Annotated in this window: 16 protein-coding genes; 5 read left to right on the forward strand and 11 right to left on the reverse strand. The window is 34.7% G+C overall.

The features are described 5' to 3' along the window. Positions 1–32: 32 nt before the first annotated feature. A complete protein-coding gene (locus tag Q0800_RS00070; RefSeq protein WP_299126565.1) occupies positions 33–2,111 on the reverse strand; it encodes a pitrilysin family protein in 2,079 nt (692 codons plus the stop codon). 19 nt (positions 2,112–2,130) lie between these two features. Then, positions 2,131–3,450, reverse strand: coding sequence for a pitrilysin family protein (locus Q0800_RS00075; RefSeq protein ID WP_299126567.1), 1,320 nt, complete (start codon positions 3,448–3,450; stop codon positions 2,131–2,133). Positions 3,451–3,740: 290 nt separating this feature from the next. Between Q0800_RS00075 and rplU the strand changes: the two genes are divergently transcribed. Next, a complete protein-coding gene (gene rplU / locus Q0800_RS00080; RefSeq protein WP_299126568.1) occupies positions 3,741–4,421 on the forward strand; it encodes a 50S ribosomal protein L21 in 681 nt (226 codons plus the stop codon). 64 nt (positions 4,422–4,485) lie between these two features. Continuing rightward, positions 4,486–4,746 (forward strand): 50S ribosomal protein L27, encoded by a 261-nt coding sequence (rpmA, locus tag Q0800_RS00085; protein ID WP_110474587.1) that lies wholly within the window; start codon positions 4,486–4,488, stop codon positions 4,744–4,746. Positions 4,747–4,926: 180 nt separating this feature from the next. On the opposite strand, the gene Q0800_RS00090 is transcribed toward rpmA, so the two are convergent. The 7 genes from Q0800_RS00090 to Q0800_RS00120 all read right to left on the reverse strand — a co-directional run bounded on the left by Q0800_RS00090 (position 4,927) and on the right by Q0800_RS00120 (position 14,657). Then, entirely contained in the window at positions 4,927–6,699 is a 1,773-nt protein-coding gene (locus Q0800_RS00090) for a DNA mismatch repair protein MutS (RefSeq protein WP_299126569.1), read from the reverse strand. 4 nt (positions 6,700–6,703) lie between these two features. Continuing rightward, positions 6,704–7,603: a M20/M25/M40 family metallo-hydrolase gene (locus tag Q0800_RS00095; RefSeq protein WP_299126570.1), complete on the reverse strand. Its 900-nt coding sequence runs from the start codon at positions 7,601–7,603 to the stop codon at positions 6,704–6,706. A gap of 251 nt (positions 7,604–7,854) precedes the next feature. Then, on the reverse strand, positions 7,855–8,601 hold the full coding sequence (locus tag Q0800_RS00100) for a succinate dehydrogenase/fumarate reductase iron-sulfur subunit (protein WP_299126571.1): 747 nt from the start codon (positions 8,599–8,601) through the stop codon (positions 7,855–7,857). An 11-nt stretch (positions 8,602–8,612) separates the two neighbouring features. Then, positions 8,613–8,987, reverse strand: coding sequence for a hypothetical protein (locus Q0800_RS00105; protein WP_299126572.1), 375 nt, complete (start codon positions 8,985–8,987; stop codon positions 8,613–8,615). A gap of 28 nt (positions 8,988–9,015) precedes the next feature. Continuing rightward, complete coding sequence (locus Q0800_RS00110) at positions 9,016–11,016, reverse strand: fumarate reductase/succinate dehydrogenase flavoprotein subunit (RefSeq protein WP_299126574.1); 2,001 nt, start codon at positions 11,014–11,016, stop codon at positions 9,016–9,018. A 12-nt stretch (positions 11,017–11,028) separates the two neighbouring features. Further along, a complete protein-coding gene (locus Q0800_RS00115; RefSeq protein ID WP_299126575.1) occupies positions 11,029–11,715 on the reverse strand; it encodes a succinate dehydrogenase cytochrome b subunit in 687 nt (228 codons plus the stop codon). Positions 11,716–11,813: 98 nt separating this feature from the next. Beyond that, positions 11,814–14,657, reverse strand: a complete 2,844-nt coding sequence (locus tag Q0800_RS00120; protein WP_299126576.1) for a glycosyl hydrolase — start codon at positions 14,655–14,657, stop codon at positions 11,814–11,816. 267 nt (positions 14,658–14,924) lie between these two features. Here Q0800_RS00120 and Q0800_RS00125 point away from each other — a divergent pair, with 267 nt between their 5' ends. Both Q0800_RS00125 and Q0800_RS00130 read left to right on the forward strand, forming a co-directional pair. Continuing rightward, the gene (locus Q0800_RS00125; protein WP_299126578.1) at positions 14,925–16,217 is read left to right on the forward strand and encodes an aminopeptidase P family protein; all 1,293 of its coding nucleotides are present in this window, start codon (positions 14,925–14,927) and stop codon (positions 16,215–16,217) included. Positions 16,218–16,240: 23 nt separating this feature from the next. Further along, the gene (locus tag Q0800_RS00130) at positions 16,241–16,951 is read left to right on the forward strand and encodes a PmeII family type II restriction endonuclease (RefSeq protein WP_299126579.1); all 711 of its coding nucleotides are present in this window, start codon (positions 16,241–16,243) and stop codon (positions 16,949–16,951) included. On the opposite strand, the gene dcm is transcribed toward Q0800_RS00130, so the two are convergent. Continuing rightward, complete coding sequence (gene dcm / locus Q0800_RS00135) at positions 16,897–18,168, reverse strand: DNA (cytosine-5-)-methyltransferase (protein WP_299126580.1); 1,272 nt, start codon at positions 18,166–18,168, stop codon at positions 16,897–16,899. The two genes, Q0800_RS00130 and dcm, sit on opposite strands and share 55 nt — an antisense overlap. A gap of 216 nt (positions 18,169–18,384) precedes the next feature. Between dcm and Q0800_RS14135 the strand changes: the two genes are divergently transcribed. Continuing rightward, positions 18,385–18,591 carry a type II restriction endonuclease gene (locus tag Q0800_RS14135; RefSeq protein ID WP_366518819.1) on the forward strand — a complete coding sequence of 69 codons (207 nt, stop codon included), beginning with the start codon at positions 18,385–18,387 and terminating at the stop codon, positions 18,589–18,591. 39 nt (positions 18,592–18,630) lie between these two features. Here the strand turns inward: Q0800_RS14135 and Q0800_RS00140 are convergent, their stop codons facing one another. Beyond that, the gene (locus tag Q0800_RS00140) at positions 18,631–18,864 is read right to left on the reverse strand and encodes a hypothetical protein (RefSeq protein WP_299126581.1); all 234 of its coding nucleotides are present in this window, start codon (positions 18,862–18,864) and stop codon (positions 18,631–18,633) included. Positions 18,865–18,902 lie beyond the last annotated feature (38 nt).

Here is an 18,902-nt window from a genome sequence, read left to right on the forward strand (position 1 = left end):
GTTTCGGTTCTTATAGATAATTTTAAAAGTTTTTAATTAAAATCTTCTGCTGTTACTCCTTCGTTAACTTTTATTTCAGTAACATCTAATTCAATAACCTGTGGGCCATTTGCTATTTTCCATTTTTTAGGCATCATAACACCATTTACATCGGCATAGTCTGAAAAATCAGTAATTGTAGTTATTGACTGCCCTTGAGCCTCACTGGTTTCTTCAGTTCTTAAAAGATATCCTGTTTTAACATCATAATATCTAAATGAGTCTTTACCGTCTTTAGTTACTTTAATTTTATAAACATCTTTACCATCAATCGCTGTTAAGCTTTCTAGTTTAACAGTAGAAGCTTCTAGAAATAATTCGGGAAACAAGCCTTTTGCTGATTTTCTAGAGGATACATCTTTTTCGTCCATAGGAATTTTTCTACCCTGCTGCTCTATGTATCCGTTCTCTCCATCAAAATTCTGCTTCATTACAGTTCCCATACCTTCAACAATCATTTCCATAGAAAACTTATTTGGCGACATCTGTTTCAGCACCGCTTTAGGCTTAAAGGGTGCACCAGCAATTGTTACATCTGCATTAGTAAGTGTTGAGTTTACCTTTCTTAAATTAGCTTCACCTCCAACTGCGCTCACATAGTTTTTAATAACAGTCTCTGCAGTTAATCCTTCTGGTAATGGCTTGGAGAAAACTGGCTTTTCTGTTTTGTTGGCATACTTATCGTAATACATAATTGGTATACCTGTCTTTTCAAGATTTTCCAACACTTCACTTCCTTTACCAACAACTACAATACGTGCATTTTCAGTTTTAAAGTGCTTATTTGCTACTCGCATTACATCATCTTTAGTTACCGCGTTAATCTTCTCTAAATACGTAGAATAAAAGTCCTCTGGTAAACCGTTAAGTTTTATATTTAATGCATAATTAGCAATAGTCTGTGGACGCTCTAATGCCAAAACAAAATCACCTACATACTTGGCTTTAGCATTGGCCAAATCCTTGGCGTCAACTGGTTCTGTTTTAATTCTATTAATTTCTTTAAGCGTTTCTACAACAGCGCTATCTGTCACCATGTTTCTAACGGCTGCGCCAGCCGTAAAACGAGATGCGTTCCAACGGCTTGTACTAATATTAGAACGTGCTCCGTAAGTATAACCATGTTCTTCTCTTAAGTTCATATTTAAATAGCTCCCAAAACCACCTCCTAATATTTTATTAGCAATTAGAACTGAATGATAATCCTCATCGTTCATTTTAAAATCAACATTATTAGTCAACGAAATATTAGATTGTACTGCATTTGGCATATCCACAAAATTAACCTGAGTATATTGTGCATTTGGAGCTGGATTAGGAATCTTAATATCTATACCCGCAGATTTCTCCCACTTGCCAAAATGCTTTTTTATTTGGCGTTTTACACTGCTCATATCTACATCTCCAACAACAACTAAATAGGCGTTATTTGGATTGAAATACTTTTCGTAGTATGCCAAAACATCACCAAATTCAATATTATTAACGGTTTCTTCTGTAACAAATTCACCTCTTGGATGATTAGTACCGTAAGATAAAGCACTACCTACTCTGCCTGCAACAGCATCTACACTTTTAGCTTCTGATTTTAATCCTTCTATTAACTTTTCTTTTTCCTTGTCAAATTCTTCTTTAGTTAATAGTGGATTGATGGCAGCATCGGCCATTAATTCAATAATTCTATCAGAATACTTTGATAACGAACTCGCAAATGCGCTTTGAGACCCAAAACCTAAGTTAGCCCCTAAAAAGTCGATTTCGTCATTAAACTCGTCTTTAGGAATATTAGTTGTACCATTACCTAGCATAGCACCCAAAATACTCGAAACACCTGCTTTATCGCCTTCTGCTATTGGTTTATTATCTATTCTTAATGAATAGGATACTCTTGGTAATTTATGGTTTTCTACCACTAATACCTGAATCCCATTTTTTAACTTAAACTCACCTGGTTTCTCTAAAGTAATTTTTGGAGCAGGTCCTGGTTGTGGTTGTTTAGATCTGTCGATTTGAGCACTTACTCCAATTGCCATTAAAAACAATACAATAAATGCTGATATTTTAGTTTTCATCTGTCTTTTCATTTTAATGTTATTGGTCGTCTTTTTTTGGTAAGTATTCCAAGATTAAACGTTGGTTAGAATTTAAATACTTCTTAGCTACGTCTCTAATTTCTTCTCTGGTTATAGAGCGGTAGATATCAATTTCATTATTTATTAAATTAATATCATCGTATAACATATAGTAGCGTGCCAAAGAATTTGCAATACCCTCTACACTAGAATTAGAATTTACAAAGTCATTTTCAAATTGATTTTGAAGTTTTTGATAATCGCGCTCAGAGATTAATTCTGTTTGTATTTTTGCGAGTTCTTCATCCATTTCTGTGATTAATGTATCTAGTGACACCTCACCCAAAGGAAGTCCAAATAACGCATAGATACCATAATCTTCTTGACTGATATTTACGGCTTGGACTGCTAATGCTTGTTTTTGTTGGTCTACTAATTTTTTGTATAATACAGAACTTTTTCCACCACTTAAATAGCTAGAAATCATGTTTAAAACATACGAATCTCTATCTTTAAATGATGGTGTTCTGTATGCTGCTATAACCGCAGGGATTTGAATGTTAGGGTCATAAGCTTTATCTCTCATAGACTCAGTAATTGGCTCCTCTCTCGGTAAATCTCTTGTAACTTCAGCACCTCTAGGGATTGGACCAAAATAATCTTGAATCATTTTTTTTGCGGCGGCTTTATCTATATCTCCAGCAACAACCAAAACAGCATTATTTGGCACATAATACTTTTTATTAAATGCTTGAAATTCTTCTAAAGTAGCTGCATCTAGGTGCTCCATTTCGCCAATAGTGGTTCCTTTATAAGGATGCACTTTAAACACACGTTTCTTAACCTCTGCAAGTAGATTACCGTAAGGTTGATTATCTACTCGTAGTCTTTTCTCTTCTTTTACAACTTCATTCTGTGTATCTACACCTATTTGATTAATTACTGGGTGTAATAAACGCTCAGACTCCATCCATAGCCCTAGTTCTAAACTATTAGACGGAAATACTTCATAATAGTATGTTCTGTCATCTGTAGTATTAGCATTGTTGCTTCCTCCATTTGAGGTTACAATATTAAACCACTCACCACGAGGGATGTTCTCAGTACCTTCAAACAGTAAATGCTCAAAGAAATGAGCAAATCCAGTACGTTCTGGGTTCTCATCCTTAGCACCAACATGGTACATTACAGAAACTGTTACTACTGGAGCGGAATTGTCTTGATGCAAAATTACATGCATACCATTGTCTAAATCGTACTCTTCAAATTCTACTTGCTGTGCATTGGCAAAAATACCAACGAACAACATGAGTACGAGAGCAAATAAGGCTTTTTTCATTAGTACTTGTGTTTAAGTTTTTATAATAATTAAAATGTAAGTCTTAACTCTATGCACTTTGTTACATAAAGTAGTGTAAAAATAAGTAATGCATAGTTTTTTTAGTATAATAAAATGTGAAAACTGTGATATTTAGATCATCTGTCTCAATTTAAAACCTGTACCTATTAAAATATAGTGGGCTAAAGGGCTGAAAACGTTTGTATATTACGGATTTAAGAGTATATTTGCATCCGCTTTCTGAGAAAAGCACATTTAATTATTAAACAAATTAATAAAAACGTTACGCTATGTACGCAATTGTAGAGATAGCAGGGCATCAATTTAAAGTTGAAAAAGACCAAAAAGTTTTTGTTAACCGTTTATCTACTGAAGAAGGTAAGAAAGTCTCTTTTGACAACGTTCTTTTAATAGGAAATGGTAATGACATTACTTTAGGCGCCCCAGCTATAGACGGAGCACAAGTTAGTGCAAAAGTCTTAAAGCACCTTAAGGGTGACAAAGTTATTGTTTTCAAAAAGAAAAGACGTAAAGGTTACCGTGTAAAAAATGGTCATAGACAAGCCTTAACAGAAATTATTATTGAAGGCATTACTGCTTCTGGAGCTAAGAAAGCAGCACCGAAGAAAGAAACTAAAAAAGCTGAACCTAAAGCTGCTGCTCCAAAAGCAGAAGCAAAGAAGGCAGCTCCAAAAGCTAAACCAGCTGCAAAAAAAGCAACAGGTAAAGCAGATGATTTAAAGAAAATTGAAGGTATCGGTCCTAAAATTGCATCTACTTTAGTAGAAGCTGGAGTAGCTACTTTTGCTGACTTAGCTAAAACGAGTCCAGAGAAAATTTCTGAAATCATTGCGGGAGTTCGTGGTAACCATGTTACCGATACTTGGCCAGCACAAGCTAAATTAGCTGCCGAAGGTAAATGGGACGAGCTTAAAAAATGGCAAGACGAATTAGACGGTGGTAAAGCGTAATTGCTTAATCACTTTAGTATAACCTGTCTGCCGACATAGGCAGGCCATATAAAACTTATAGATCATGGCTCATAAAAAAGGAGTTGGTAGTTCGAAGAATGGTAGAGAATCAGAATCAAAACGTCTTGGCGTTAAGATTTTTGGTGGACAAGCTGCTGTTGCTGGAAACATTATCATAAGACAACGTGGTAATACGCATCACCCAGGTGAAAACGTATACCAAGGAAAAGACCACACTTTACATGCTAAAGTTGATGGTTTAGTAAAATTTACTAAGAAAAAAGACAATAAGTCTTATGTTTCTATAGAGCCGTTTGAGGCTTAGGAAATAATTTTCTTTGTCTGCCGAAGCTTTAGCGAAGGTCGATATTAACATTTAAAAACCCTTTCTGTTTCAGAGAGGGTTTTTTGTTGCAATATATTTTTTTGTCATGCTGAATTTATTTCAGCATCTGGTTTATTCTATTTGAAGAGAGATTCTGAAACGAGTTCAGAATGACAAATATTAAACAATCTCCATCTTCTTCAAAAGAAAACTCGCATTCATATTTTGGCAAACACCTTTTTTAAGTTTGTAATCAAAAAACAGTTCGTCATTTTTTATTTCTGCATCAAAGAAATAGTTTTTCACTGCTTCCAATTGAGTAGCAATTTCTGTGAGACTTAAATCATGAGTCGCAATGATTCCTGTAGCATTAAGTGTTACTAGTTTTTCAACGAATTTTCTAGAACCAATGGCTTTGTCCGTACTATTAGTGCCTTTTAAAATTTCATCTAAGATTACAAAGTAATTTTTATCATTCTCTATAGTATCTACAACAAATTTTAGTCGCGTTAACTCACTAAAGAAATAAGAACTATCATCTGTTAAAGAGTCTGTAGTCCGCATACTCGTAATAAGCTTAATAGGCTTATATTGACTTTTACTTACACAAATTGGTAATCCTACATTTGCCATTACAATATGTAAAGCTATAGTTCTTAAAAAGGTGCTTTTACCAGCCATATTAGCGCCAGTAACAATAAAGAATTGCTGATAATCTATTTGTAAATTACTATCTACGCGTTTTTTTGAATTTAATAAAGGGTGACCTAAATCCTCAGCCAAAATCGTAGTGCTGTTGTTTGTAATTTCTGGATATGTGAATTTTTGATGGTTAAAAGCATAATTGCCCAAACTATTGTAAGCATCAAAAAAAGTAACAACCTCAAACCAATCTTCAACCTTATTTGCGTATTTCGTAATCCATTGTTCTACATGGTAGGTTTGTCTAATATCCCAAAGTAAATAGCCATTACCAAAAATGGCAGAGATAAAATTATTTCTATTATCAAGTGCATCTAAAGCTTTTGAAAATTTTGAGAAAATCTGAGAGGCTTTTAAAGCTTCTGATTGTATTTTTAGTTGCTTGTGCTTTAGCAAATCAGAATTAAAAACTTTTGATTCTATTTGGTCTAACAAAAGTGCATATTGCCTAAAGGTATCTTTTGCTTTTTCAGTAGGCTGTGCGAGATAGTTAACTTTTTTGAGATAGCGACCTGTAATACCTAGACCTAAAAGCAACCAATAACCAGCGTACTTTATGGGAATAATTTCTAAAATACCCAATGCCAAAATTACTATCGAGGCTAAACTAAAAACAATTGTTAACCAATACGTTACGGCATTTAAAAAAGGCTTATAATCTTTTAACCATTTAATGATTGAATTTGCCGAATGCTCTACGGCAACTCCTTGAGCTATACCGGAATAATTTTGCCTCCACTCAGGTAAGCCTGCTAATTCTTTAATAGCTTTTTGACGTGTTTTTATATTTTCAGTATCGTTAGCCAGAAGCTTAGAAGCAAGCACTTGCGTACCCTCTTTAATTGCAGTCCGATCGATAAACTGAAAAAACGATCCTCTGCCAAATAGATCAATATCGAGACTGTAAGCATGATTTGCATTTTGAAATTGATCTCCGTCTGGTCTGTTATGAAAATCGCCAGATAAAATTTTAAGCTCATCTTCGTTTAGCATAGCCAAGCGCTTATGCAGTGCTCTTTTAGATTTTAAATCTGTATATTTTGAAAGCAGAAATAGAAAAATACCAATACCAACTATACCGAGTACAAGAGCAACTTGCCAATTGTGAAGCGTTAGATATATACCTAAAGCCACAGAGACAAAAACGGCCAATCTAAGCGTGCTTAACAGTCCCATTTGATTGTAGAGCCGTTTCGCCGTATTTTGATGTGACTCTAATTGTGATTTATAAAACGTTTCTGGGTTTTGCATTTAATTATAATCCTGAATTATCGATAGTTTCAAAAATTGAACTAATCATTTTTACTGAATTTTTATAGAATTCTGGTGTAATGTCCTCGAAATCATCTGTTGGTTTATGATACGCTGGGTGATCTTCGTTACCGAAATATAAAAAGGGGATATTAGCCTTATAAAAAGGACCATGGTCTGATGCCATAGTCCAATCATCCTTTCCGTCAGTACCATCATGTCCCTGAAGTAATTTGGACGTCGTAGGGTTTTCAAAATTGGCAATAATCTTTTTTAAAGCTTTATTGTAACGACCACCAACTACATAGAGTTCGTCCTTTGGGCTTCGGCTTATCATATCCATATTTAAGTTAACCAAAATCTTATCGTTGTCAAAACTTGAAACAAATTGTTTTGCTCCTTGAAGCCCTAATTCTTCAGCATCAAAAGCGGCCAAAATTACTGAATGCTTTGGTGGATTCTTTTTAAAATATTCAGCAAAAGCAAGTAATGCAGAAACCCCTGAGGCATCATCGTCTGCACCATTATATACCTTTCCATTTTTAATACCCAAATGGTCATAATGTGCGCTTATGACGATGTACTTCTTAGGAAATTTAGAACCCTTTATTTCAACTAAAACATTTGCGGCGTTTAATGTTCCGATGCGGTTTTGAAACGAAAATAAATGCTCAAATCCCCCATTCAATCCAGAAACATTTAATTTTTTAAATTCTTTAATTATATATGCTCTAGCTAAAGCATTTCCCTTTTCACCAGTGCGTCTCCCCTCAAACTTATCAGAACTAAGAATCCTTAAATGTTCTAATAGTTTATCCTCGTTAAATTGTGCAGTTAAATTTTGAGAACAGCTTAACGTCACTGTCAATTGAAACAATACTATTAATAGAATCTTATTTTTCATACTACTAATTTAAGCTTTTGTAAAAGATCTTAACTTTTGCTAGTTGATAAAAAAAATGTCTGATATAAACTCTTACTCCGTTATTTCTTTTGTTTGTAGCTATGGCAGTAAGTTTCAAAATGTGCCTCGTCTATCAGAATTTAGTCTCATTTTTGCCTAAAAGCAGAAAATAAAAATGAGTTTAAAGAAAATATCCTAAGATAAATATTATCATCTTAGGATATAACTGTATTATATATTTAAACTTAACCTTAGCCTTTTAATGAAGCTGATAAGTACTCACGGTTCATACGCGCAATGTTTTCTAAAGAAATTCCTTTAGGGCACTCCACTTCACAAGCTCCTGTATTGGTACAATTACCAAAACCTTCATCATCCATTTGTTTTACCATATTTAATACACGATCGGTAGCTTCAACCTGTCCTTGTGGCAATAAAGCAAACTGTGATACTTTTGCCGATACAAATAACATGGCACTAGAGTTTTTGCAACTCGCCACGCAAGCACCACAGCCTATACATGTGGCTGCATCAAAGGCCATATCTGCATTGTGTTTTTCTATAGGGATGGCATTTGCATCTTGCGTATTACCAGATGTATTTACCGAAATAAATCCACCAGCCTGCTGTATGCGATCAAAGGCGGTACGATCTGTCATTAAATCTTTAATCACTGGGAATGCCTCAGCTCTCCAGGGTTCTATATATATGGTTTCCCCATCAGAAAAGCTCCGCATGTGTAATTGACACGCTGTAATTTTTGTTTGGGGACCGTGTGCACGACCATTGATATACAACGAACAAGATCCACAGATACCTTCTCTACAATCGTGATCAAAAACTACAGGATCTTGTCCTTTTTCAATTAATTCTTGATTGAGAACATCTAACATTTCTAAAAAAGACATGTCAGGTGAAATTCCACTTACAGGATAATCAACAATTTTACCTTTATCATTGGCGCTTTTTTGACGCCATATTTTTAATGTTAAATTCATAGCTGTTCTTTTTATTGTTTTAGTCGTTCTTGTGAGGAACTTGTAAAATCTATATTATTTTGAAGTTCTAAATCATGCCCTTCAAATTCTATTGGTATGCCTCCTGTTTTCTTTAAAATAAAGTTGAGTAGCATAGATGCTAATAATGTAACTACAAATATGATAGCACCGTAAAAAATCATTGCGAAAATTATAACAAATATTCCGCCACCCATTATAGCAAAACCACCAACAGCATCTTGTGTCATCCCTACCGCAGAAGCTATGAGCATCACAGGAACAAATATTAACAACAGTATAGCTAAGTAAGTTAATGTTGCTACAATAGCATACTTAACTGGGTCTACACGCTTTAATTTTAATTTTATAATCCTACTACTGTTCATATTGATTGCTTGGATAATTGGTTAAATCTTATTTGTAACTTCTCTCTTTCACTTCAATATTCTCGTAAGTCAGTTCTTCTTTATGAAGTACGGCATCACTTGGTTTACCTTTATACTCCCAAGCCGAAGTAAATCTAAACTCAGGGCGTCTTAAAGCTTCACCTCCTTCTGTTTGGTATTCTTCCCTAAAATGACCACCTGCGGATTCTTCTCGTGTTAAGGCATCTTTTGCAAATAACTCGCCCAATTCTAAGAAATCTGCTACCCTTCCTGCTTTTGCTAATTCTTCATTGTATTCATTCTCGGTACCAGGAACAAACACATCCTTATAGAATTCTTCTCTTAAAGCTGCAATTTCTGTAATGGCTTCTTTAAGCTCTTTTTCATTACGTGCCATACCACATTTGTTCCACATAATTTTACCCAAACGTTTGTGAAAATGGTCTACAGATTTTGAGCCTTCGTTATTAATTAATTTATTAATGTCAGCTCTTACTTTCTCTTCTGCTTCATCAAACTCTTTGGAGTCCGTAGGTATTTCACCCGTTCTAATATCATGTGCTAAGTAATCACCTATGGTGTAAGGCAATACAAAGTAACCATCTGCTAAACCTTGCATTAATGCAGATGCACCTAAACGGTTAGCACCATGGTCTGAGAAGTTAGCTTCGCCAATGGCATATAATCCAGGAACCGTTGTCATTAAGTTATAATCTACCCAAAGACCTCCCATGGTGTAATGTACAGCAGGATAAATCATCATTGGTGTTTCATAAGGGTTTTGGTCAACAATCTTTTCGTACATCTGGAAAAGATTACCATATTTATTTTCAACGACTTTTTTACCTAACTTAGTAACAAGTGCTTTATCTTCAACATTTAGGCCTTTTACATAGGCTTGCTCTTTGCCGTAACGCTCAATAGCTGCAGCAAAATCTAAATAGACAGCTTCACCTGTTTTATTTACACCATAACCAGCATCACAGCGCTCTTTAGCTGCTCTAGAGGCAACATCACGAGGTACTAAATTTCCAAAGGCGGGATAACGACGCTCTAAATAGTAATCGCGATCTTCTTCGACCAAATCTTTTGGCTTTAAGGTTCCATTTCTAATCGCTTCAACATCCTTTTTATGTTTTGGCACCCATATACGTCCGTCATTTCTTAAAGATTCGGACATTAATGTTAATTTAGATTGATGGTCTCCAGAAACTGGAATACATGTTGGGTGAATCTGAGTGTAACATGGATTGGCAAAAAATGCACCACGCTTGTGTGCTTTCCAAGCTGCCGTTACATTAGATCCCATGGCATAGGTTGAAAGGTAAAATGCATTTCCATAACCACCTGTACCAAGAACCACAGCATGAGCCGAGTGTCTTTCTATTTCTCCTGTTATAAGATTACGCGCAATAATCCCTCTCGCTTTTCCATCTACTATAACAACATCTAACATTTCATGTCGCGTGTACATTTTTATTTTACCACGTCCTATTTGGCGATTCATAGCTGCATAGGCACCTAGTAACAACTGCTGACCAGTTTGTCCCTTAGCATAAAACGTTCGCGATACTAACACACCACCAAACGATCGGTTATCTAACAAACCTCCATACTCGCGAGCAAAGGGTACCCCTTGTGCAACACATTGATCAATAATGTTAGTAGATACCTCAGCTAAACGATAGACATTAGCCTCACGAGAACGGTAATCTCCGCCTTTTACTGTATCGTAAAACAAGCGGTATGTTGAATCACCATCACCTTGATAATTTTTTGCTGCATTAATACCACCTTGCGCCGCAATAGAGTGTGCACGTCTTGGTGAATCTTGAAAACAGAAGGCTTTTACATTATAACCTAATTCCGCTAGCGTTGCCGCTGCTGAACCACCAGCCAAGCCTGTACCAACAACAATAACATCTATTAACCGTTTGTTAGCCGGATTAACCAAGTTAATATCGTTTTTATGTTTTGTCCACTTGTCTTTTAATGGACCTTCTGGAATTTTAGAATCTAATATTGACATGTGATACTTTTTTTAGTGAGTGAAATAGTGAAATAAAGCGATAAAAATGAATCCAAGTGGTACTCCAATGGCGTACACTTTACTAAAACCCTTAAGACCTCGTACGTATTTATTATTAGCACCAACAGATTGAAATGCTGAGTTAAAACCATGTAATAAATGTAGACTTAGCAGCACAAAAGAAACTGCATAAATAGCAACACGCCAACCATCTACAAATTTATGTTGCAAATGCTCAAAATACCTGTAACCACTATCCGCATCGTTAGGGTCTATTAAACCAGACATATCACCTTCAATAAATTTTATATTAATTTCAGGAAACCAAAAATCGTAAAAATGTAAACCCATAAATGCTAAAATAACCGCACCAGACAATAACATATTTCTGCTCATCCATGTTGAATTTGCTGCTCTACTTGTTTTGGCATAGGCTACTTTCCTCGCACTCGAATTCTTATATTCTAGCACAAAACCCATTACAAAGTGAAAAACAACGCCAAAAATAAGAACGGGCTGCAATACATATTGAATAACCCAAAAGGTACCCATAAAATGCGATACATCATTAAATAATTCTGGGCTAAAAACTGATAAAATATTTATTGAAAAATGTTGTAATAAAAACACCATTAAAAAAAGTGCCGAAAGTGCCATAGCAAACTTTCTTCCTATCGAAGAATTAAAAATTCCACTCATTGTAGATACTATCTTTTGTTAGTATTACAAAGATAAGGCTCTAACGGGGTTTTAACAACTAGGCTATATTATAATTATTTATTTAGAATGATTTTAAGCTATTTAACCTCAAGTATCTTAGACTCATTATTAATTATAATTTTATACTCCCCTTTTGGCAGGTAGTACTTACCATTACTAGCTTCGTTAATTACAAGGCTTGTGTTTTCTTTCATTAACGCAATACGACCTTTTGGTGTTAATTCTAGATTATAATCTATGTAATTATAACCTTTATCCGCATCAATTGAAATACTATTTAATTGTGCGCCACCTTTAGATTGGATTTTTATTGTTTTCTTATCTGAAGAATTACTGTAAAACTGAATTGTTTTTTTAGGCTCATAAGCCTCTAACCATTTGCTCCAAGAACTTCCCCAACGACTAGAGTGGCGAACAGGCGTTAAATCAAAAATTGTAATGGCCTTTAATTTTATATCGGCGTTCATTTGCTGTAATGGTGCAATATTGGCCTTATAAATACTTCTTCCGTGTGTGCCTAATAGTAAATCTTTGGCTTCGGGTTGAATAACGATATCATGAACGGCCACATTAGGAAGCCCTTTTGAAAATACATCCCAAGATTCACCTTTATTTAAAGACACATAAGCACCATTATCTGTGCCTAAGTACAGTACCTTTTCATTTGCAGGATCTTCTTTAATAACATTAACTGGCGAAGTTGAAATATTACCGCTAATGTCTTTCCAGTTTTGTCCGTAATCTTCACTCATGTACACATAAACTTTAAAATCGTCCCAACGATAACCGTTTAATGTCACATACACACGTTCTTTCTTATGTTGAGAAGCAATAACTCTACTTACCCATAAATCCTTTGGAAAAGACGCAGATATTGATTTCCAGGAAGCACCTGAATCTTTTGTAAGCGCCACAATACCATCATCACTGCCTGTATAAATTAATCCAAATTGAAAAGGACTCTCACTTATAGTGGTCAATGTTCCATAAGCTACATTCCCTTTTTTGCCTCCATTAGTTAAATCTTCACTAATGGCTTCCCAATCGCTACCTTGGTTCATAGAACGCATCAATTTATGGCCTCCTAAATATAAAATATCTTGATTATGAGGAGATAGTAAAATTGGAGTTTGCCAATTAAAACGGTAAGGATTTTCGCCCAAAGTATGTTTGGGCTGAATATAGGTTTGCTCGTCGGTTTCAAGGTTTAATCTAAAATAATTCCCAAACTGAAATCCTGTATATACTATATCAGAATTTCGGTTATCAATCTGAATCTGCATACCATCACCTCCCATTATTGATTTCCATGGGTATTGACCTTGTTGATGCCAACTTTTGTTTTGTCTCGTATTATGTGCTCCTTTCCATACACCATTATCTTGTAACCCACCATAAACATTATATGGTTTTTCGTTATCTACATTAATCGCATAAAACTGACCAACCGAAGGAGAATTGTTTTTTATCCAGTTTTCACCATCGTCATAAGTAATATTTACTCCTCCATCATTACCGTTTACTAAATGATTTGGATTTTTAGGATTAATCCAAAGTGCGTGATGATCTGCATGTACATTTTCAGCACTAATTGAGGTAAACGTTTTTCCACCGTCTTTAGACTTTACAATCGGCACTCCATAAATATAAATGTGATCTTGGTTAGCTGGTGATACATGAATGTGCCCAAAATAATAACCATAACTAAAGTAAATACCATCTAAGTAATCCTTGTGTGTTTTCTTCCAAGATTTGCCTCCATCTGTACTTTTATAGACTTCTGCACCAATCACGGGAGTATCAAAAAGCATAGAATTGGCATCCTCAAGGTATTTTACTAAATCAATAGGTTTTACATTACCGGAACGCACCATTTGTTTTACGTTTTCAGCTCTGTATTTTTCCTGAAAACCATTGGTCTTTAAAAACGCATTCAACTTTTTGTCTTCTAATGCCAAGAAATCTGAATTAGACATCGACTTAAAATCGTCTTTAGCTAAGCCACGTTTTTCTTCTTTCTTTTCATCATCTGGTCGTCTAAACTGACTATCATGCACTGCGTAAACGACATCGTCACTAAAAACTGCTATACCAATTCGACCGACACCATCACCTGTTGGAAAACCGCTTCCATTAGTTGACACCTTTGTCCAAGTTTCACCTGCATCTGTACTTTTATATATACCAGAATTGGTGCCATTACCTGTAAAATTCCAAGCTTTACGATCTTTAGTCCAAGACGTTGCGTACATCATGTTATAATTATTTGGACTGTGTTGCAAATCAATCACACCACTCATATCCTCTACAAACAAGGTTTGTTTCCAAGTCTTACCACCATCCGTAGTTTTATAAACTCCACGCTGATTATTTGGTGAATATAAATGACCTGTGACTCCAACAGTAATAACATCTGGATTATCTGGGTGGACTAAAATAGGTGCAAAATGATGTGCATCCATAAGCCCAATATTAGTCCAAGTCTTTCCGTTATCTGTAGACTTTAAAAGGCCAATACCTGCATACGATGAGCGCGATGCATTATTTTCACCTGTACCAACGTAAATGGTACGTGTTGGCCAGTGCACCGCAATATCACCAACGTTTTGCGTGTCTGAGTTGTCTAATATTGGTGTAAAAGTCGTTCCATTATTCGTTGTGTGCCATACACCACCAGAGGCGTAACCAACATAGAACTCTGAAGTCATGTCTGGATTTACATCCAAATCGACCACACGACCACTCATTATGGTTGGCCCAATATTTTTAAATGGTACGTTTTTAACCAAAGACGACCCAGCCATTGCACGCTTTTGCTTTAAAGCTAATTGCATACTTTCAGCGGAAGTTGCTGGTTGTTGTGCAAAAGCAAATACTACACTAAAAAAAAATAGGAATGACAGATATTTTGACTGCGACATGTGGGTTTATTTTAAGAAAGCTGAATTTAATGATTAATGCATACATCTTAAAATTTGATAACAAAGTTTAACAGATTAAGATTTCTTCTTTTGCTTGCGATTTTGTTTGTTTATTTTTGATAAAACTTACAGATACTGTCAGCTTAAGGGTAGTCCAACAATCTTAGAATAATATTTTTAAACAGTTCGGCTGCGCTCAATGTTATATACTAAAAAATATTAATGAGATTTCCGTTTTCACGGAAATTGAAAAACAAACTTTTTCAAATGAAATACAATCCAATAGACTCAAAACTCTTTACAAATAACCGTAAAAACTTCATGGCGCAAATGAAGCCTAGTAGTTTAGCGGTGTTTAACTCCAACGATATTTATCCAATTAGTGCAGACAGTACTATGCCGTTTGAGCAACACAGAGATATCTTTTATTTAAGTGGTGTGGATCAAGAAGAAAGTATTTTAGTGCTGTTTCCAGACTGTCCAAAAGAAAAGCATCGCGAGATTCTATTCTTAAAAGAAACCAACGACCATATCGCCATTTGGGAAGGTGAAAAACTAACCAAAGAAGCGGCTTTAAAAACCAGTGGCATTAAAACGGTATATTGGTTACAGGACATGGAAAAGGTAATGTTTGAACTCATGACGCAATGTGATACGGTTTACATTAATACCAACGAACATTACAGAGCTAATGTAGAAACTGAAACGCGTGAAGACCGTTTTACCAAATGGCTGAAAAATAAATATCCTGCCCATTCTGTAGCTAAGAGTAATCCTATTTTACAACGTCTGCGTTCTGTTAAAAGTCAAATAGAATTAGACCTCATCCAAAAGGCCTGTGATATTACCGAAAAAGGCTTTAGACGCGTGCTTAATTTTGTAAAACCAGATGTTTGGGAATATAATATTGAAGCCGAATTTATGCACGAGTTCCTCAACCATCGTTCTAAGGGTTTTGCCTACACTCCTATCATAGGCTCAGGAAACAATGCTAATGTCTTACATTACATAGAGAACAACCAACAGTGCAAAGCTGGAGATTTAATTTTAATTGATGCGGCTGCTGAATATGCCAATTACGCCAGTGATATGACGCGTACCATACCAGTTTCTGGTCGTTACAACAACAGACAGAAGGCCGTGTATAATGCTGTAAATCGTGTTAAAAATGAAGCTACTAAAATGCTAGTTCCCGGAACTCTTTGGGAGCAATACCACATCGAAGTTGGTAAACTCATGACCTCTGAATTATTGGGCCTTGGGCTTATTGATAAAGCCGATGTACAAAACGAAAACCCAGATTGGCCAGCCTATAAAAAATACTTTATGCATGGTACCTCTCACCATATGGGATTAGACACCCACGATTATGGTTTACTACACGAACCCATGAAAGCCAACATGGTCTTTACCGTAGAACCTGGTATTTATATCCCAGATGAAGGTTTTGGTATTCGTTTAGAGGATGATGTGGTGATACAAAACTCTGGTGAACCTTTTAATTTGATGCGGAATATCCCAATTGAGGTTGAGGAGATTGAGGATTTGATGAATTCTTAAATTGCATTTAAAAAAATAGACAAATGAGTGAAATAGAATTATTAGCTATCATTACAGATTATTTTAAAGAAAAAATCTTTGATAACCATAGGATTAATGCGTTAAAAACGCATTCAAAACTTAAATCTTACAAGATAAACCCGATTATTGTAAAATATCTATCTAAAATTTTAGAAGATGATTTCACAGCAATTGGTATAGCTAAAGCTTTATATTATCCGAGAATTTTAGGAACTTCCATTAATACTTCTTTTGGCACAAGAATTCAGAATATGTTTGTTGAACTTAAATTAGCTGAAGGTTCTTTAATCAAAGGAATGGATATTGAATTTGTTGATAAAATTGACAATAGAAAGAAATGGTGTCAATTAAAATCTGGACCTAACACTATTAACTCAGAAGATGTGAAACCGTTGCTTCGAAAATTCTCTACAGTTACTAATTTAGCTAGAACTAATTCAATGAATCTTAATAATTCAGATTTAATTTTAGGTGTTTTATATGGTGAAGAAGATCAGTTAAGTCAACATTATAGAAAGATTGATGAAGAATTTCCAGTTATAATTGGCAAAGAATTTTGGCATAGAATAACTGGGTTTCCAGATTTTTACAATGCACTTGTTTCAAATCTAGATGAAATGATTCTTAGTCTTGACACTGAAGATTTTTTCAAAAAAGGTTATATGGCATTAGTTAAAGAAATAGAATCTTCAGATTTATTTGATTTGGAATAAAGTTTATTCAAAAACTTAACAATAGAATAACCAACCTCTAAACCTAAATTACAAGGAACAGCATTACCTATTTGTTTATACTGTTGAGAAACTGAACCTGCAAATTTCCATTCATCTGGAAAAGTTTGTATTCTAGCATATTCGCGCACAGTAAAAGGTCGTGTCTCATCAGGGTGACATCTTTCGGTTTGTTTTTGAGCAGGACTACACGTCAATGTTAAGCTTGGTTCATCCCATCCAATCCTTCTAGCCATACCTGTTTTTCCTCCGCCTAAATAAAAACTTTTACCCATAAATTCTTTCTGAATATCTAATGGTAAATCTCTCCAATAGCCTTTTGGCGGAACTAAATCTAAAACTTCTTTTTTATGCTGAGGATATTTTGAACCTTCTGATTTTGGAACATTAGAATCATATAAATCACCTTTCTTAAGAGCGTCAACTAAATTATAAATTCTATTATATGGTTTCGGATATTCATAAGATACATCAATATCTTTTCTAATACCGACCAAAATTAATCGTTCTCGCTTCTGAGGAACATTATAATTAATAGCTTTTAAAACTTTATATGGTACAACATTATAACCGATTTCATCAAGAACAGATAGCATCCCTTGAAGTGTTTTTCCTTTTTCATGAGATAATAAACCTTTTACATTCTCACCAATACAAATGGGAGGTTTAACCTCATTAATTACTCTAGCAAATTCATAAAACAGAGTTCCTCTAGCGTCTTCTAAACCCAATTTTTTTCCTGCATAACTAAATGCTTGACAAGGAAATCCTCCAGTTACTACATCAACTTCATTTTTATATTTTTCAAAATTAAAACTCTTAATATCACCTTCTAAAACATTCCAATTTGGTCTATTTTCTCTAAGTGTTTGGCAAGCCCATTTATCTATTTCATTTAAAGCAACACACTTTATTCCTGCTTTTTCTAAACCAATCGCAAGCCCACCTGCACCTGCAAATAATTCTAAAACTTTGTATTGTTGTAATGGTTTTACAAAATTATTCGTAGTCTCTTCGGTCTCATTATCAAATAACCCAATTAAAGAATCAATTTCAGATTTTTTATAAATCCTATAATCGCTAATAGGTTCTCTAGCTGCAATTAATTTTTCATCTCTATCCCATCTTCTTAGTGTCTCTTTACTTTTTCCTAGTTTTTCCGCAGCTTCTGAAAGCGAATAATAATCTTTGATAACCATATTACACAACCTTATACATTGGTTACAAATTTAAAAGTATTTTTTGAATAAAAAAGATATGTTTAAAAAATTGTTTTAAGTACTTAATTATCAGAAGAATTACACCTTAAAACAAACAACCGTTCCAGACTTTCTTTAGTCGATAAGTTCTCCACATGCCAAGAAAACGTAGTTTTTGAGCCCTTTTCCCAAATACATTTAAAATCTTCTAGTGCATTGTACTCACTCACAAACACTTGGTTACCAACTTTATTTTGTTGTCTGCTGCAAGGAATTTCTAAAAATCAGCTCTCAGAAATGAAGCAATATAATGTACAACTAGTTGTTCCAAAAGCTTATTTGTCTAGTTTTCCACAAGAATATCGTACTGATATTTTAATACTTGAACAATTTGTAAATAAGGTAACCCACTCACAATTGTAAACAGTATTATTGAAAGTAATTTAATAGGTTAAATAATACCTAAAATAAATCATGATTTCCATATTTTAAATAATAGTCCAATTCAAAGGTTTGCCCTTCATCAACCTCTAAATCCTTTGCAAAAGCCATGCTGACCTGTCCAGTTTTTAGTTGATATATTCTAGCTTTTGATCTAATGCCTGCTTCTATAAAGTTTAAAACAACATAAAGTTTTTCAAAACTTTCGTTTGGTACTTGATATTTTACAATTTGTCCGCGTCTTGTTGGTCTCATAATAAGTCGTTTTACATAAATTTAGATAGATAGACCTC

Origin of the sequence: uncultured Winogradskyella sp., from assembly GCF_937958655.1 — a bacterium.
Lineage (GTDB): Bacteria > Bacteroidota > Bacteroidia > Flavobacteriales > Flavobacteriaceae > Winogradskyella.